Below are 15,807 nucleotides of genomic sequence, written 5' to 3'. Positions count from 1 at the left end.
CGGCCCACCCGAACGGGTCGGTGGGGTGGGGCGGGCGGGCTCTGTACGGCTCTTGGGCGCACCCCGCGGCCCCCACTGCACCCCGTTCACGCCCCCGGCGTCTGCGCCCTGCTCACGTCGTACACACCCGGCACGTTCCGCATCGCCCGCATCAGGGCGGGCAGGTGGGCCGCGTCCGGGAGTTGGAGGGTGTAGGTGTGGCGGACGCGCTGCTGGGTCGGGGGTTCGACCGTCGCGGACACGATCTCGGCGCCTTCGAGGGCCATGGCCTCCGTCAGGTCCGCCAGCAGGTGGGGGCGGACGAACGATTCGGCGAGCAGCGTGACCCGGCACTCGGTGGTGTCGCCCCAGCGCACGTCGACCTCCGCGCGCCCCCCGCTCTTCATGCGCTCCACGGCGGCGCACTCGACGCGGTGGACGGTGACCACACCGCCGCGGACGGCGAATCCGGTCACCTCGTCGGGCGGTACGGGCGTACAGCAGCCCGCGAGCCGTACGGTCGCCCCCGGCTGGTCGACGATGACGTCGTTCGCCGGGCGGGTGGTCGACATTTCGGCGCTCGGCCGGAGCGGCGTCGAGGTCTGCCCCTCGATCGTCGGCGAGTCCTCCTGGGCCTCCGCTCCCTCCCGCTCTCCGCCCTGCGTCGGGTGCGCGGCGAGCCAGCGTTGGATGGCGATGCGGGCGGCGGGCGTGTGCGCGTGCTCCAGCCACTCCCTGGACGGCTCCGAGGCCGGGTCCTGGCCCATGAGGAGCTGGACGGTGTCGCCGTCCCTCAGGACCGTACTCAGCGTCGCCAGGCGGCCGTTGACGCGGGCGCCGATGCACGCGTGCGCGTCCTCGCCGTACTGGGCGTACGCGGCGTCGACGCATGTGGCGCCCTCGGGCAGGCCGAGCGTGCCGCCGTCGGGGCGGAAGACGGTGATCTCGCGGTCCTGGGCCAGATCCTCGCGGAGCGTGGACCAGAAGGTGTCGGGGTCGGGCGCGGCCTCCTGCCAGTCGAGGAGGCGGGAGAGCCAGCCGGGGCGGGTGGGGTCGACGCGCTCGCCGTCGGCCGCCGACTGCTCCTCCGAAGGAGGAGCGTAGGGATTGCCGAGCGCGATGACCCCGGCCTCGGCGACCTTGTGCATCTGGTGCGTACGGATGAGGACTTCGGCGACCTGGCCGTCCGCGCGGGCGACCGCGGTGTGCAGCGACTGGTACAGGTTGAACTTGGGGACGGCGATGAAGTCCTTGAACTCCGAGACGACGGGCGTCATACAGGTGTGCAGTTCGCCCAGGACGCCGTAACAGTCCGCGTCCTCGTTCACCAGCACCAGGAGACGGCCGAAGTCGGAGCCGCGCAGCTGACCGCGCTTGCGGGCCACGCGGTGGACGGAGACGAAGTGCCGTGGCCGGATGACCACTTCGGCCGGAATGTCGGCGTCGCGCAGGACCGTCCGCACCTCGTCGGCGATGTCGGCGAGGGGGTCGTCCGGGCGCGAGGCGTTGTCGACGATCAACTCCCGTGTGTGTTCGTACTCTTCGGGGTGGAGGATCGCGAAGACGAGGTCCTCCAGTTCGGTCTTGAGTGCCTGGACACCGAGCCGTTCGGCCAGCGGGATGAGGACGTCGCGGGTGACCTTGGCGATGCGCGCCTGTTTCTCGGGGCGCATGACGCCGAGGGTGCGCATGTTGTGCAGCCGGTCGGCGAGTTTGATCGACATGACGCGCACGTCACGGCCACTGGCGACGAGCATCTTGCGGAAGGTCTCGGGCTCGGCGGCGGCGCCGTAGTCGACCTTCTCCAGCTTCGTCACGCCGTCGACGAGATAGCTGACCTCCGCCCCGAACTCCTCGCCGACCTGATCGAGCGTCACGTCCGTGTCCTCGACGGTGTCGTGGAGCAGCGAGGCCGTCAATGTCGTGGTCTCGGCGCCGAGTTCGGCGAGGATCAGGGTCACGGCGAGCGGATGTGTGATGTACGGCTCACCGCTCTTGCGCATCTGGCCGCGGTGCGAGGACTCGGCCAGCACATAGGCACGGCGCAGGATTTCGAGGTCGGCGCCGGGGTAATGGGCCCGGTGCGCGTCGACGACATGGCTGATGGCGCTGGGCAGCCGGTCACGGGTGGCGGGGCCGAGCAGGGCGGCGCGGCCGAGGCGGCGCAGGTCGATCCGCGCCCGCCAGCGCGCCGCCGGGCCTGTTACCGGACCTGGGGTCGCGGGGTTAGTGGCCTCCGCACTCATGGGCACCTCCGGCTGCGTGGACCGGCGGACGGGGTGCCCCAGGGCGGACACGGCACAGGGGGATGGCAACGGTCCCCCGTCCGGGCCGGTGCTTGATGCTACCGAGCCCATCACGTGCGGCTGACCGCCTCTCGGCGAGCGTGAAACGGATCACCCATTCGAGCGAAGGTTTGTAGGTTTACGGTTTCACGCCATCTGACATGCCGTCGGCCGTGGTTTCGAACCCGGCGTCGGCGCCCCGGAGTTCCCCTTGTGCACCACCCGGCACACGAGCCTCGGATCCCAAGCCGCCCCGGTGTTCAGCGAACGAATGTTTCCAGCCACTCGTTCTCGATCTCGCCTTCGGCGACGATCACCGCGGGACCCGTCATCTCGATCTCGCCGTCGGGCCGTTCGGTGATCACCAGGGTTCCGCCGGGCACATCGACGGTGTACGTCGCCGGGGTTCCGGTGACGGCGGGGTCGGCACCGTCACGGCGGGCGGCGGCCACGGCGACGGCGCACGCGCCCGTGCCGCACGAGCGGGTCTCGCCGGAGCCGCGCTCGTGCACGCGCAGGGCGACGTGACGGGGGCCCCGGTCGACGACGAACTCCACGTTGACCCCGTCCGGGTAGGCGGAGGCCGGGCTGAAGGGCGGCGGGGAGTACAGGTTGCCGGCGTGCGCAAGGTCCTCCACGAAGGCCACCGCGTGCGGGTTGCCCATGTTCACGTTCCGCGCGGGCCAGCTGCGCTCGCCGACGCTCACCGTGACGTCCCCTTCGGGGAGCCGTGCCTTGCCCATGCCCACCGTGATTTCGCCGTTCTTGGCGAGGTGCACGGTCTTCACGCCCCCGCGTGTGGCCACGGCGAGGTCGCCCTCGGTGATGTGGCCGGCGTGCTGGAGGTAGCGCGCGAAGACGCGTACGCCGTTGCCGCACATCTCCGCGATCGAGCCGTCGCCGTTGCGGTAGTCCATGAACCACTCCGCCTCGGCCGCCATGTCCTTCGCCTCGGGGTGCGCGGCGGAGCGCACCACGTGCAGCAGACCGTCGCCGCCGATGCCCGCGCGGCGGTCGCACAGGGCGGCGACGGCGGCCGGGGGCAGGTCGACGGCGTTCTCGGGGTCCGGGACGATCACGAAGTCGTTCTCCGTGCCGTGGCCCTTGAGGAAGGCGATGCGGGTCATTCCTCGATGGTAGGCGACCGTCGTTCTTCGGCTGCAGTGCCGTCGTGACTGGTCGCGACCGCGCGACGGAGCCGCACATCGATACCGCCCCGCGCCCCTTCCAGGGGTGTTTCAGCGCAGTCTGGCTACGCGCCACACCGCCAGCACGACCACTGCCGCGACCAGGACGACGTAGGCCACGACGACCCGCCAGTCCGCTCTGCGTCCGGAGCCGCGCTGTGGCAGGCCCGGCCAGGTGTAGCCGACCCTGCGGGCGGCCATCATGCCCCAGCCGGCCGCGCAGGAGCAGATCAGCAGCCCCAGCATGGCGATCACGGCCCCGCTGTCGCCGAAGTCGAAGGCGAGCGGGAAGGCGAACATCAGGGATCCGACCGCGGCCAGGGCGACGATGGGAGCGAGCTGCCAGATGCGCAGCCTGCGCTGCGGGCGCAGCTCCACCTCGACCTCGGGCCCGCCCGCGAACATCTCCTCGGGCTCGGGGCCGTCGGCGGTCACTCCGCCCTGCGTGTCGTCGGGCCCGTCGGGGCTCAGACGGTCCCCGTCCTGCTCCGGTTCACCGCTGTCCACGGTGACGGGCTCGGTGCCTTGTGCGGTGTCGCGAGGGCCGGCCTCCATCGCCACGCGCCCTCCCAACTAGGACTTCACTGGTCGATCGAAGCTCGATGATGGCACGGCGCCGGAGGCCCGGATGGCGGCCGGAGCGTCCCGATGCCATGACGTGATCAGGCTGTAACCGGTCGTTCGACCAACGCCAGTGCGAGGTGCGGAAGTTCTGTGAGATCCGCCGCAGCCCCACTGAGCCAGTGCACCCGGGGGTCCCGCCTGAACCAGGAATCCTGGCGGCGCGCGAAGCGCTTGGTGGCGCGTACGGTCTCGGCCCGCGCCTCGTCGAGCGTGCACTCCCCCGCGAGCGCCGCGAGCACCTGCTGGTACCCCAGTGCGCGGGAGGCCGTACGCCCCTCGCGCAGGCCCTGCGCCTCCAGTGCGCTCACTTCGTCCACGAGCCCCGCGTCCCACATCCGGTCCACGCGGCGTGCGATGCGCTCGTCGAGCTCGGGGCGTGCCACGTCGACGCCGATCTGGACGGTGTCGTAGACCGAGTCATGGCCGGGGAGGTTGGCGGTGAAGGGCTTGCCGGTGATCTCGATCACTTCGAGGGCCCTGACGATACGGCGGCCGTTGCTGGGCAGGATCGCGAGCGCGGCCTCGGGGTCGGCGGCGGCCAGGCGCGCGTGCAGCGCACCGGAGCCGCGCAGGGTGAGCTCCTCCTCCAGCCGGGCCCTGACCTCGGGGTCGGTGCCGGGGAACTCCAGGTTGTCGACGGCGCCGCGGACGTAGAGCCCGGAGCCGCCGACCAGGATCGGCCAGCGGCCTTCGGCGAGCAGGGCATCGATCCTGGCGCGGGCCAGCTTCTGGTACTCGGCGACGGATGCGGTGACGGTCACGTCCCAGATGTCCAGGAGGTGGTGCGGAATGCCGCCGCGCTCCTCGGGCGTCAGCTTGGCGGTGCCGATGTCCATCCCCCGGTAGAGCTGCATGGAGTCGGCGTTGACGACCTCGCCGCCGAGCTGCCGGGCGAGAAATACGCCCAGATCGGACTTTCCTGCCGCGGTCGGTCCGACGACGGCGATGACTCGGGGGGCGGGGGGTGCGCTGCTCACCGCACCAGTCTCGCAAACCCCGGAGGGTCTCCTCGAACGAGTTACGTGACGAAGCGGGGCTGGGGTCGTTGCCCGTTGCGAGGTTCTCGCCGCCGGTTTTCGGGCGGCGGCCACCTGGTGCACGCAAACGGACGCACCGGACGACGCGGGATTTCGCCCGCACGAGTAGCGTATGGAGTGGATATGGGCGTTTTCGCACGACTTCTGCGGAGGTCGAAGGCTACGGAGGAGGCGTCAACCGCCGAGCCGCAGGCCGGTACACAGACGGCCGAATCCGAGGCGGATGAGGCGGCAGAGACGAAGGGGTCGGCCGGGACCGAGGCCACTGACCGGGCCGAGACCGAGTCGCCGGCCACGACGGAGGCCGACGAGGCCGCCTCCGGCGAGGACGTCGAGATCCCCAAGCAGCAGTCCGCCGGGGAGGCGGCCGACACCGAGGCCGGCGAGGGCGCCCGCACGTGACCGCCCCGCGCGAGCGGGCCTGAAGGGCGCGCCCGCGCGCAAGGGAAGGTGGACCATGGGTCTCCTGGACAATCTGAAGCACAAGCTCTCCCCGGCCAAGGACAAGGTCTCGGGCCTCGCGCAGCAGCACGGGGGCAAGATCACGCATGGTCTCGACAGGGCCGCGAAGGTCGTCGACGAGAAGACCAAGGGCAAGTACAGCAACAGGATCCGGACGGGGACCGGCAAGGCCAGGGACGCCATGGACCGACTCGCGCACAGGGGCGACAAGGGCGCGAGCGGCGGCAGGACCGTGCCGCGGGACACTCCGACGCCGCCGGTTTCCTGAACGCGACGGCACATCGACGGACGGCCGCGGGGCCCGAGGGCTCACGGCCGTCCGCCGTTTCGCCGGCCCGTCGGGTCTACGGCGCCGGCTCCCTGAACAGCTCTAGGACCAGGTCGCGACCACGTACCCCACGCCGTACGGCGCGTCCTCGTACAGCAGCGCGCCGGCGAGGTCCGCGCCCTCGGCCGCGCCGGCGAGGACCTGCCAGGGGGCTCGGCCCGATGCCTTCAGTTCGTACGCCAGCTCGGTGTCCAGCGCCTTGAGGGCCGCCACGTCCGCCGTCCCCAGCGCACGCGCGACCTCCGCGTCGAAGGGTGCCGCGCGCTCGTCGAGGTAGCCGGGAGCCTTGAGCGTGCGGCAGGCGCTGGCGTCGCCCATCACCAGCAGCACCACCCGCTCGGCCCGGGCGGCGATTTCCCTTCCGACTTCGATACACCGCTCGGCCTCGAGCGGTTCCCCCACACCGATTCCCTCGATCGGGGCGTCCGACCATCCGGTGCGCTCGAGCAGCCACGCGGCCACGGCGAGGGACGGCGGAAGTTCACGCCCGGACGCCTCGCCCGTCGCTCCGCCCAGCCGTACGTCGACATCCACGCCGAAACCGCGGAAGGAACCCGGCGTGCCCTCGGGGTGCGTGCCGCGCCCGCTCCGCTCGGCGGGTCCGAGGACCACGAGCCGGTCGGGCCGGGCCGCGGCGAGCACACCCAGCGCGTCCGTGCAGGCGGCACGTGCGGTGTCCAGCTCGGGCGCGGCACCCGCGGCGAGCTCGGGCACGAGAAGCGGCGGGCAGGGGCAGACGGCAGCGGCGACAAGCATGATCGGCAGCCTACTGCCGCGGGTCGGGCACGGGATCGGTGCTCCACGCGAGTTCGGCCAGCCGGTACAGCACGCGAAGCGTCGACATCACGCCTTCGATGTTCGCGTAGTACGCGTCCCCGTCCCCGATCCGGTAGACCTGGCGGCGCTGTTGGCGCAGGGCCATGCGCGGACGGTGGGTGCAGGCGATCTCGTACAGGCGGGCGCGGGCCTGCTCCAGGGTCCCGTCGAAGTGCGCCGCCTCGTCGACCTTGTACTGGTCTCCGCTACCGAACTGCACGACAACCACCCAGCGCGCCATGTCCCGCCCCCCGCCGTCCGATCGACGGGAGGAGTATGACGTGATCTCAGTGCGCCGCGCAGCCGCCCGTCGCGACCGGCAGCGGCTCCGGTACGCCGATCTTCGGCAGACCGAGCATCACGCCCGCCGGCTTCGCCGCCTCCGCCGCGTTGCGCTTCTCCCAGGCGTCGCCCGCGCGCGTCCGGCGCACGTCGAGAACGGCGCCCTCGGCGAGGAGGTGGTGCGGGGCGGCGTAGGTGATCTCGACCGTGACGACGTCGCCGGGGCGTACCTCCTGCTCCGGCTTGGTGAAGTGGACCAGGCGGTTGTCGGGGGCGCGGCCGGAGAGGCGGTGGGTGGCGCCGTCCTTGCGGCCCTCGCCCTCGGCGACCATGAGCTCCAGGGTGCGGCCGACCTGCCTCTTGTTCTCCTCCCAGGAGATCTCCTCCTGGAGGGCGACGAGACGCTCGTAGCGCGCCTGGACGACCTCCTTGGGGATCTGGTTCTCCATGGTGGCGGCCGGGGTACCGGGCCGCTTGGAGTACTGGAAGGTGAAGGCCTGGGCGAACCGGGCCTCGCGGACGACGTGCAGGGTCTGCTCGAAGTCCTCCTCGGTCTCGCCGGGGAAGCCCACGATGATGTCGGTGGTGATCGCCGCGTGCGGGATGGCGGCCCGCACCTTCTCGATGATCCCCAGGTAGCGCTCCTGGCGGTAGGAGCGGCGCATCGCCTTCAGGACCGTGTCCGAGCCGGACTGCAGGGGCATGTGCAGCTGCGGCATCACGTTCGGGGTCTCCGCCATCGCCGCGATCACGTCGTCCGTGAAGTCGCGCGGGTGCGGGGAGGTGAAGCGGACACGCTCCAGACCCTCGATCGTGCCGCAGGCCCGCAGCAGCTTGCTGAAGGCCTCGCGGTCGCCGATGTCGGAGCCGTACGCGTTGACGTTCTGGCCGAGCAGCGTGATCTCGGAGACGCCCTCGCCGACCAGGGCCTCGATCTCGGCCAGGATGTCGCCGGTGCGGCGGTCCTTCTCCTTGCCGCGCAGGGCCGGGACGATGCAGAAGGTGCAGGTGTTGTTGCAGCCGACCGAGATCGACACCCACGCCGCGTACGCGCTCTCGCGCCGCGTCGGCAGGGTGGAGGGGAATGCCTCCAGGGACTCGGCGATCTCGACCTGGGCCTCTTCCTGCACGCGCGCGCGTTCCAGCAGGACCGGCAGCTTGCCGATGTTGTGCGTGCCGAAGACGACGTCCACCCAGGGCGCCTTCTTCACGATGGTGTCCTGGTCCTTCTGCGCGAGACAGCCGCCGACCGCGATCTGCATGCCGGGGCGCTTCGTCTTCATAGGGGCGAGGCGGCCCAGGTTGCCGTACAGCCGGTTGTCGGCGTTCTCCCGGACGGCGCAGGTGTTGAAGACGACGACGTCCGCGTCCCCGTCCGACCCCTCGGGCGCGCGCACGTACCCGGCCTCTTCGAGCAGCCCGGACAATCGCTCGGAATCGTGGACGTTCATCTGGCACCCGTAGGTACGGACTTCGTAGGTCTTCACGCCCACTGCCTGGCTCCGGTCGATGCTGCTCATGTGACAAGAGTAGGCGGTGCCGAAAGTGCCCCCGGCCGCCCTGTGGACAACCTGGTGCTCACGCGCTGTCCGGCGCCCATCCCTGGCGGCGCAGCACCGCCGACACGTCCGGCGCCTCGTAGTGCTCGCCCTTGAGGACCTTGCCGTCGGCTCTGCGGGCGACCCGGCCGTCCGGGCCCAGCTTGGTCATGTTGGAGCGGTGGATCTCGGCGATCACGGCGTCCAGGTCCACGCCGTGGACGAGAGCCGTGCCGTACGCCACGTAGACCACGTCGGCCAGTTCGTGCGCGAGCCTGTCGAGGGGGCCGGTCACGGAGACCTCGGCGACCTCCGCGGCCTCCTCGGCGAGCAGCTCGCCCCGGTGGGCGGCCATGCGGGGAGAGACCTCGGTGGGCGTACTGCGGGCGTCGAGCCCCATGGCGAGATGGAATTCGCGGACCAGGTCGGCGGGCGAAGAGCTCATACGGCGACTCTAGCGATCACCACTGACAGTGCCGTCCCGCCCGGTCGTGATCGTCTTGTGATCCCTGCCCTGGTCAGCACCGCGCACCGGCTGGCAGGATCCCTGGCATGTCCAAGGTGTTCTCCCGGATCGGCAGGAACCGGGTCCTGCAGGGCGCGGCCGCCGGCCTCGTCGCCCTCGGGATGCTGCTGTGGTGGCTGCTGCCCCTGGGCGAGGACCCGCCGAGCGGGACGATCACGTTCAGCACGGGCACGCAGGCCGGGGTGTACCAGCAGTACGGCAAGCTCCTGCGCAGTGCGCTCGACAAGGACATGCCGGACCTCAGGGTGACGCTGCGGACCAGCGACGGCTCCCAGGAGAACGTCAGGCGCGTGGCGACCGGCGGGGCCGACTTCACGATCGCCGCGGCCGATGCGGTGGAGACGTACGAACTCGGGCCCGACAACCCCGGCGCCGACCAACTGCGCGGGGTCGCCCGGCTGTACGACGACTACGTGCAGCTGATCGTCCCGCGCGACTCGGACATCGAGTCCGTCGCGGACCTCAAGGGCAAGCGGGTGGCCATAGGACGGCCGAGTTCGGGTGTGCGGCTGATCGCCGAACGAGTGCTCAAAGCGGCGGGCATCGACCCGAAGAAGGAGATCACGCCGTTCGCCGACGGCATCGACACAGGCCCGGACCGGCTGAAACGAGGCAAGATCGACGCGTTCTTCTGGTCGGGCGGGCTGCCGACGCAGGGCCTGCAGAAGCTCGCCGAGACCTTCACCTTCCGGTTCGTGCCGATCTCCGCCGGTCTCGTCGCCAAGCTGCACGACCAGGGCGGCGCCACCCGCTACTACCGCGCCACCAACATGCCGGAGTCGGCCTACCCCAGCATCCAGAACGGCATCGCCGTACCCACGCTGGCGGTGTCCAACCTGCTGATGACACGCAAGGACATGGACCCCCGGCTCACCGAGTGGATAACCCGCACCGTGATCAGGAGCCGTGACGGCATCGGCACGCAGGTCCACTCCGCACAGCTCGTCGACCTGCGCACGGCGATCTACACCGACCCGCTGGCGCTGCACGAGGGCGCGCGGCGCTACTACCGGTCCGTCAAGCCGTAGGGCAGTTCCGCGGCACCGACACCGTGACGGTCAGCCCGTGCGTCCCGTGGTGGCCGTACGAGATCGAGCCGCCGCCCGCCGCGAGCAGGGTGCGGGAGATGGACAGGCCGAGGCCGGAGCCCTTGATGTTCTGGTGGCGGCCGCTGCGCCAGAAGCGGTCGCCGACCCGGGCGAGCTCCTCGTCGGTCAGTCCGGGGCCGTTGTCGCTGACCACGACCATCGAGGTGTCGCCGTCGGCCGCGACCGTCACCTCCACGCACTCGTCCTCCGGCGTGAACTTGACCGCGTTGTCGATCACCGCGTCCAGGGCACTGGAGAGGGTGACCGGATCGGCCCAGGCGGTGGTCGGCGGACAGTCGCCCACCAGCCGTACGCCCTTGGCCTCCGCGGTCGGCGTCCAGGCCGCGACGCGCTCGGCGGTCAGCGCGCCGATGTCGGTGATCCGCAGATCGGCCTCGGTGTGCTCGGCCAGCGCGAGGTCGAGCAGGTCGTCGAGCACCTCCGCGAGGCGCTTGCCCTCGGTGCGGACCGATGCGATCTCCTCGTTGTCCTCCGGCAGTTCGAGCGCGAGCAGTTCGATGCGCAGCAGCAGCGCCGAGAGCGGGTTGCGCAGCTGGTGCGAGGCGTCGGCGACGAAGGCGCGCTGCTGCTCCAGCACGTCCTCGACGTTGTCCGCCATCTCGTTGAACGAGTGGGCCAGGCGCCTGAGTTCCGGTGGACCGCCGGCAGCCGCCACCCGGGACTTCAGACGGCCGCTCGCGATCGCGTGGGTCGTGGCGTCCAGGACGCGTACGGGCCTGAGCACCCATCCGGTCAACCGCAGCGCGGCGCCGACGGCCAGCAGCATCGCGGCGATCTCGCCCACGCCGATGACCAGCCAGCCGTGCAGGATCCGCGAACGCAGCGCCCCCGTGGGCGAGTCGGTGACGACGACCGCGACGACGTCGCCGTCCCGGATGACCGGTGAGGCGACGACGAGACGGCTGCGCTGCCAGGGCCAGACCTGCTTCGGGTCGTGGCTGCGGCGGCTGAGCTTCGCCTCGGAGAACGCCTCGCGCACCACGCCCGAGTCGGGCAGGAAGAACGTCGGCGGCGCCTGCGCCATGGGGATGTCGGTGCGGCAGAACACGCCCGCGCGGATGTCGTAGACGCCGTAGTAGCTGTTGAGTTCACTGTTGAGGGTCTCGAGGCGCTCGTCCGTGGACGTGCGCGTGGAACTGCACGCATCGGTGACGAACTGGGCGAGGGCGGCGAACCGCGCGGTGTCGTCGATCCGGTCGACGACCACCTTCTGCTGCTGGGCCGCGGCCACACTGACGGCGAGCGGGATGCCGAGCGCGAGCAGCACGGCTGCCATCAGGACGATGAGCAGCGGAAGAAGTCGTGTACGCACCCGTGCACGCTACGAGGCCGGGGCGACGAGCCGGTAGCCGACGCCGCGTACGGTCTCGATCAGGGCCGGCATGCGCAACTTGGCGCGCAGGGAAGCGACATGCACCTCCAGGGTGCGTCCGGTCCCCTCCCAACTGGTGCGCCACACCTCGCTGATGATCTGCTCCCGGCGGAAGACGACTCCGGGGCGCTGCGCGAGCAGGGCGAGAAGGTCGAACTCCTTGCGGGTCAGTTGGACGACCGAACCGTCCACGCTGACCTGCCGGGTGGGCAGTTCGATGAGTACGGAGCCGAGGCGCAGCGAACTCTCGCCGCCCGCGTCGGCGTCCTCGTGGGCGGTGCGCCGGCTGACGGCGTGGATCCGGGCGAGCAGTTCCCCGGTGTCGTACGGCTTCACCACGTAGTCGTCGGCGCCGAGGTTGAGGCCGTGGATGCGGGAGCGGACGTCGGAGCGCGCGGTGACCATGATCACCGGGGTGCTGGTGCGCTTACGGATCTTCCCGCAGACCTCGTAGCCGTCCTGGTCGGGCAGGCCCAGGTCGAGCAGGACGACACCGAAGCCGTTGCCCTCGGGGACGAGTGCCTGGAGGGCCTCCTCGCCGCTACGCGCGTGCGTGACGTCGAAACCGTGCCGCGCCAGAACCGCTGAGAGAGCGGCGGCGACATGGTTGTCGTCCTCGACGAGGAGCAGTCTCATCCGGGCCCCCTTCGGTTCATCGGTCGTACGATCAGGATGGATACAAAAACGCGTGCACGCGCGTGTGCATCAACGCAGTCACGCTGATGGACGAGGACGGCGTCAAGTGGGTTCCGGTTGCGCGCCTCTTTAGTTACCCGGCCGATACGTCCCCGCGCGCAACTGCTACGACACGTGTCCGATTGCTATCGGATCGTGATGCTCAGATTCCCCTCAGATGTAATGACGCTGGTGGAACGGGGTTACTACTGTCCTCCGAAACCGAGGAGGACGGAGCCCGATAGCGATGACCGAAGTATCGGTGGCCAAGGAAGATGTGGCCGCGACCGGCGAACTGGTCGTCCTGAAGAGCGTCAACAAGCACTTCGGCGCGTTGCACGTACTCCAGGACATCGATCTGACGATCGCCCGCGGCGAGGTCGTCGTGGTCATCGGGCCCTCCGGGTCCGGTAAGTCCACCCTGTGCCGCACCATCAACCGCCTGGAGACCGTCGACTCGGGCGCGATCTCGATCGACGGCAAGCCGCTGCCCCAGGAGGGCAAGGAGCTGGCCCGGCTGCGCGCCGACGTCGGAATGGTCTTCCAGTCCTTCAACCTCTTCGCGCACAAGACCGTGCTCGAGAACGTGATGCTGGGCCAGATCAAGGTCCGCAAGGCCGACAAGAAGAAGGCCGAGGAGAAGGCCCGCGCCCTGCTCGACCGGGTCGGCGTGGCCACTCAGGCGGACAAGTACCCCGCACAGCTCTCCGGCGGCCAGCAGCAGCGCGTCGCCATCGCACGGGCCCTGGCCATGGACCCCAAGGTCATGCTCTTCGACGAGCCGACGTCGGCCCTCGACCCGGAGATGATCAACGAAGTCCTCGAGGTCATGCAGCAGCTCGCCCGAGACGGCATGACCATGATCGTCGTCACCCATGAGATGGGCTTCGCACGATCGGCTGCAAACCGCGTGGTGTTCATGGCGGACGGCCGAATCGTCGAGGAGGCTGCGCCCGACCAGTTCTTCAGCAATCCGCGCAGCGACCGCGCCAAGGACTTCCTCTCGAAGATCCTTCACCACTGACGTCGGCGCCTTCCGCCATTGCCGGTCCTCATCTCTTCATCAGCCAAAGGATGTTCATCATGAAGCTCCGCAAGGTCACCGCAGCCTCGGCCGCCGTACTCGCCCTCGCCGTGGCCGCCACGGCGTGCGGTTCCAGCGACAACGACAAGGACAGCGGTTCGTCCTCCGGAGGCGGCGACAAGAAGATCACCGTCGGCATCAAGTTCGACCAGCCGGGCCTCGGCCAGAAGACCCCGCAGGGCTACGCCGGCTTCGACGTCGACGTCGCCACGTATGTCGCCAAGAAGCTCGGTTACAGCGCGAACCAGATCGAGTGGAAGGAAGCGAAGAGCGCCGACCGCGAGACCATGCTGAAGCGCGGCGACGTCGACTTCATCGCTGCCACCTACTCGATCACCCCGGAGCGCGAGAAGTCGGTCGACTTCGCCGGCCCGTACCTGCTGGCCCACCAGGACGTCCTGCTCCGCGCCGACAACACCGACATCAAGTCGCCGGCGGACCTCAACAGCAAGAAGCTGTGCTCGGTGACCGGCTCCACTTCCGCGCAGAACGTGAAGGACAAGCTGGCGCCCAAGGCCCAGCTGCAGCAGTACCCGACCTACTCTGCCTGTCTGACGGGTCTGCAGAGCGGTGCCATCGACGCGCTCACCACGGACGACTCGATCCTCGCCGGTTACGCCTCCCAGGCCCAGTACAAGGGCAAGTTCAAGCTGGGCGGCTTCAAGATGACCAACGAGAACTACGGCATCGGCGTCAAGAAGGGCAGCGACCTCAAGGCCAAGATCAACAAGGCCCTCGAGGAGATGGTCTCCGACAAGTCCTGGGACGCGGCCGTGAAGAAGAACCTCGGCCCGGCGAACTACAAGAACGAGCCCGCGCCGACGATCGGCGACATCAAGAGCTGAAGCAACGCCTGACAGGTGCGCCGTCCTCCGCGGCGGCGCACCGGGGCATCCCTACACGCGGGAGCGCGGGAGATCGTGTTCGACTTTCTTGAAGGTTACGACGTACTGGGGGCCTTCTGGACGACGGTGCAGCTGACACTGCTCGCCGCCGTCGGTTCCCTGGTCTGGGGCACTCTGCTGGCCGCCATGCGCGTCGGCCCGGTACCTCTGATGCGCGGTTTCGGCACCGTCTATGTGAATACCGTGCGGAACATTCCGTTGACCGTGATCATCCTGTTCACGTCGCTGGGCCTCAACAACACCCTGGGCATCGACCTCGGCGCGCACGGGATCGTCGACACGGCCAACTTCCGGCTCGCCGTCCTCGGCCTGGTCGCCTACACATCGGCGTTCGTATGCGAGGCGATCCGGTCCGGCATCAACACGGTGCCGGTCGGGCAGGCGGAGGCGGCCCGGGCGATCGGCCTCAGCTTCTCCCAGGTGCTCCGGCTGGTCGTACTGCCGCAGGCGTTCCGTTCTTCCGTAGGCCCGCTGACCAACGTCCTGATCGCGCTCACGAAGAACACCACGGTGGCCGCCGCGATCGGCGTGGCCGAGGCCGCGACCCTGATGAAGACGATGGTCGAGAAGGAGGCCCAACTCATCCCGATCGCGGCGGTCTTCGCCCTGGGCTTCGTGATCCTGACGCTTCCGACCGGTCTGATCCTCGGCTGGGTGGGCAAGAAGGTGGCGGTGAAGCGATGAGTTCCGTTCTCTACGACGCGCAGGGACCGCGCGCCAAGCGGCGCAACGTTCTCTTCACCGGCGTCTTCGTGGTCGCCGTCGCGGCAGTGGTGTGGTGGGTGTACACCAGCCTCGACGACAAGGACCAGCTCGAGTGGGCACTGTGGAAGCCCTTCTTCTCCGGCACGGAAGCCTGGTCCACGTACATCTGGCCTGGTCTGAAGAACACGTTGAAGGCCGCGGCGCTGGCCATGGTCATCGCGCTGCCGCTCGGTGCGTTCCTGGGCATCGCCCGGCTCTCCGACCATGCCTGGGTCCGTGTACCGGCCGGGGTGGTGGTGGAGTTCTTCCGGGCCATCCCCGTGCTGGTCCTGATGATCTTCGGGCAGGCCCTGTACGCCAACTACACCAACGTCAGTTCGGACGACCGCCCGCTGTACGCGGTCGTCACCGGCCTCGTGCTGTACAACGCCGCGGTCCTCGCGGAGATCGTCCGGGCCGGCATCCTGGCCCTGCCCAAGGGCCAGTCCGAGGCGGCCGTGGCGATCGGCATGCGCAAGGGCCAGGTGATGCGGATCATCCTGCTGCCGCAGTCGGTCACCGCGATGCTCCCGGCCATCGTCAGCCAGCTCGTCGTGATCGTGAAGGACACCGCCCTGGGCGGCGCGGTCCTCACCTTCCCCGAGCTGCTCGCGTCGGCCAACACGATGATCGGCTACTACGGCAACACCATCGCCAGCTTCACGGTCGTCGCCGTGATCTTCATCGTGCTGAACTTCTCGCTCACAAGCTTCGCGAGCTGGCTGGAGGCCAGGCTCAGGCGCAGCAAGAAGAGCACGGGCGCCGTGGTCGGAGTGGACATGATCGAGGACCTCGAGACGGCTGGGCATGCCGCGCCCGGACAGGGAAGCGGCCTCAAGGAATAGGCACTCGGG

At 69.7% G+C, this 15,807-nt stretch carries 17 protein-coding genes; 7 read left to right on the top strand and 10 right to left on the bottom strand.

Features of this window, described 5'->3' with window-relative positions; genetic code table 11:
* Positions 1-86: 86 nt before the first annotated feature.
* The 4 genes from ABZ880_RS32530 to miaA all read right to left on the bottom strand — a co-directional run bounded on the left by ABZ880_RS32530 (position 87) and on the right by miaA (position 5,052).
* Positions 87-2,225 carry an HD domain-containing protein gene (locus ABZ880_RS32530; protein ID WP_361270133.1) on the bottom strand — a complete coding sequence of 713 codons (2,139 nt, stop codon included), beginning with the start codon at positions 2,223-2,225 and terminating at the stop codon, positions 87-89.
* A 299-nt stretch (positions 2,226-2,524) separates the two neighbouring features.
* Positions 2,525-3,391: a diaminopimelate epimerase gene (dapF, locus tag ABZ880_RS32525; protein ID WP_361270130.1), complete on the bottom strand. Its 867-nt coding sequence runs from the start codon at positions 3,389-3,391 to the stop codon at positions 2,525-2,527.
* Positions 3,392-3,502: 111 nt separating this feature from the next.
* Complete coding sequence (locus tag ABZ880_RS32520) at positions 3,503-4,006, bottom strand: hypothetical protein (RefSeq protein WP_361270458.1); 504 nt, start codon at positions 4,004-4,006, stop codon at positions 3,503-3,505.
* Positions 4,007-4,113: 107 nt separating this feature from the next.
* Positions 4,114-5,052, bottom strand: a complete 939-nt coding sequence (miaA, locus tag ABZ880_RS32515) for a tRNA (adenosine(37)-N6)-dimethylallyltransferase MiaA (RefSeq protein WP_361270127.1) — start codon at positions 5,050-5,052, stop codon at positions 4,114-4,116.
* Positions 5,053-5,235: 183 nt separating this feature from the next.
* Here miaA and ABZ880_RS32510 point away from each other — a divergent pair, with 183 nt between their 5' ends.
* On the top strand, positions 5,236-5,514 hold the full coding sequence (locus tag ABZ880_RS32510) for a hypothetical protein (protein WP_361270125.1): 279 nt from the start codon (positions 5,236-5,238) through the stop codon (positions 5,512-5,514).
* Positions 5,515-5,569: 55 nt separating this feature from the next.
* Positions 5,570-5,842, top strand: coding sequence for an antitoxin (locus ABZ880_RS32505; RefSeq protein ID WP_361270122.1), 273 nt, complete (start codon positions 5,570-5,572; stop codon positions 5,840-5,842).
* A 102-nt stretch (positions 5,843-5,944) separates the two neighbouring features.
* Here ABZ880_RS32505 and ABZ880_RS32500 read toward each other — a convergent pair whose 3' ends face one another.
* Genes ABZ880_RS32500 through ABZ880_RS32485 form a run of 4 tightly spaced genes read right to left on the bottom strand, consistent with a single transcriptional unit; the run spans position 5,945 to position 8,983 of the window.
* Positions 5,945-6,658: a class III extradiol dioxygenase subunit B-like domain-containing protein gene (locus ABZ880_RS32500; protein WP_361270119.1), complete on the bottom strand. Its 714-nt coding sequence runs from the start codon at positions 6,656-6,658 to the stop codon at positions 5,945-5,947.
* Positions 6,659-6,668: 10 nt separating this feature from the next.
* On the bottom strand, positions 6,669-6,959 hold the full coding sequence (locus tag ABZ880_RS32495; RefSeq protein WP_361270116.1) for a hypothetical protein: 291 nt from the start codon (positions 6,957-6,959) through the stop codon (positions 6,669-6,671).
* A gap of 46 nt (positions 6,960-7,005) precedes the next feature.
* Positions 7,006-8,520, bottom strand: coding sequence for a tRNA (N6-isopentenyl adenosine(37)-C2)-methylthiotransferase MiaB (gene miaB / locus ABZ880_RS32490; protein ID WP_361270113.1), 1,515 nt, complete (start codon positions 8,518-8,520; stop codon positions 7,006-7,008).
* Positions 8,521-8,578: 58 nt separating this feature from the next.
* The gene (locus ABZ880_RS32485) at positions 8,579-8,983 is read right to left on the bottom strand and encodes a MazG nucleotide pyrophosphohydrolase domain-containing protein (protein ID WP_361270111.1); all 405 of its coding nucleotides are present in this window, start codon (positions 8,981-8,983) and stop codon (positions 8,579-8,581) included.
* A 107-nt stretch (positions 8,984-9,090) separates the two neighbouring features.
* Here ABZ880_RS32485 and ABZ880_RS32480 point away from each other — a divergent pair, with 107 nt between their 5' ends.
* Positions 9,091-10,092: a TAXI family TRAP transporter solute-binding subunit gene (locus ABZ880_RS32480; protein WP_361270108.1), complete on the top strand. Its 1,002-nt coding sequence runs from the start codon at positions 9,091-9,093 to the stop codon at positions 10,090-10,092.
* Here the strand turns inward: ABZ880_RS32480 and ABZ880_RS32475 are convergent.
* Both ABZ880_RS32475 and ABZ880_RS32470 read right to left on the bottom strand, forming a co-directional pair.
* On the bottom strand, positions 10,082-11,485 hold the full coding sequence (locus tag ABZ880_RS32475) for a HAMP domain-containing sensor histidine kinase (protein ID WP_361270105.1): 1,404 nt from the start codon (positions 11,483-11,485) through the stop codon (positions 10,082-10,084). The two genes, ABZ880_RS32480 and ABZ880_RS32475, sit on opposite strands and share 11 nt — an antisense overlap.
* Before the next feature lie 9 nt (positions 11,486-11,494).
* On the bottom strand, positions 11,495-12,181 hold the full coding sequence (locus ABZ880_RS32470) for a response regulator transcription factor (RefSeq protein WP_361270103.1): 687 nt from the start codon (positions 12,179-12,181) through the stop codon (positions 11,495-11,497).
* A gap of 286 nt (positions 12,182-12,467) precedes the next feature.
* Here ABZ880_RS32470 and ABZ880_RS32465 point away from each other — a divergent pair, with 286 nt between their 5' ends.
* The 4 genes from ABZ880_RS32465 (at position 12,468) to ABZ880_RS32450 (ending at position 15,798) form a co-directional block, all read left to right on the top strand.
* Complete coding sequence (locus ABZ880_RS32465; protein ID WP_361270100.1) at positions 12,468-13,244, top strand: amino acid ABC transporter ATP-binding protein; 777 nt, start codon at positions 12,468-12,470, stop codon at positions 13,242-13,244.
* A 59-nt stretch (positions 13,245-13,303) separates the two neighbouring features.
* On the top strand, positions 13,304-14,149 hold the full coding sequence (locus tag ABZ880_RS32460) for a glutamate ABC transporter substrate-binding protein (RefSeq protein ID WP_361270097.1): 846 nt from the start codon (positions 13,304-13,306) through the stop codon (positions 14,147-14,149).
* 75 nt (positions 14,150-14,224) lie between these two features.
* Complete coding sequence (locus ABZ880_RS32455; protein WP_361270095.1) at positions 14,225-14,893, top strand: amino acid ABC transporter permease; 669 nt, start codon at positions 14,225-14,227, stop codon at positions 14,891-14,893.
* Positions 14,890-15,798 (top strand): amino acid ABC transporter permease, encoded by a 909-nt coding sequence (locus ABZ880_RS32450; protein ID WP_361270093.1) that lies wholly within the window; start codon positions 14,890-14,892, stop codon positions 15,796-15,798. The genes ABZ880_RS32455 and ABZ880_RS32450 overlap by 4 nt, the downstream gene beginning before the upstream one ends.
* Positions 15,799-15,807 lie beyond the last annotated feature (9 nt).

Origin of the sequence: Streptomyces sp. NPDC047043 (genome assembly GCF_040644055.1) — a bacterium.
GTDB lineage: Bacteria > Actinomycetota > Actinomycetes > Streptomycetales > Streptomycetaceae > Streptomyces.
The sequence above is the reverse complement of the archived record's forward strand: the minus strand, read 5'-3'. Positions and strand labels throughout refer to the sequence as shown.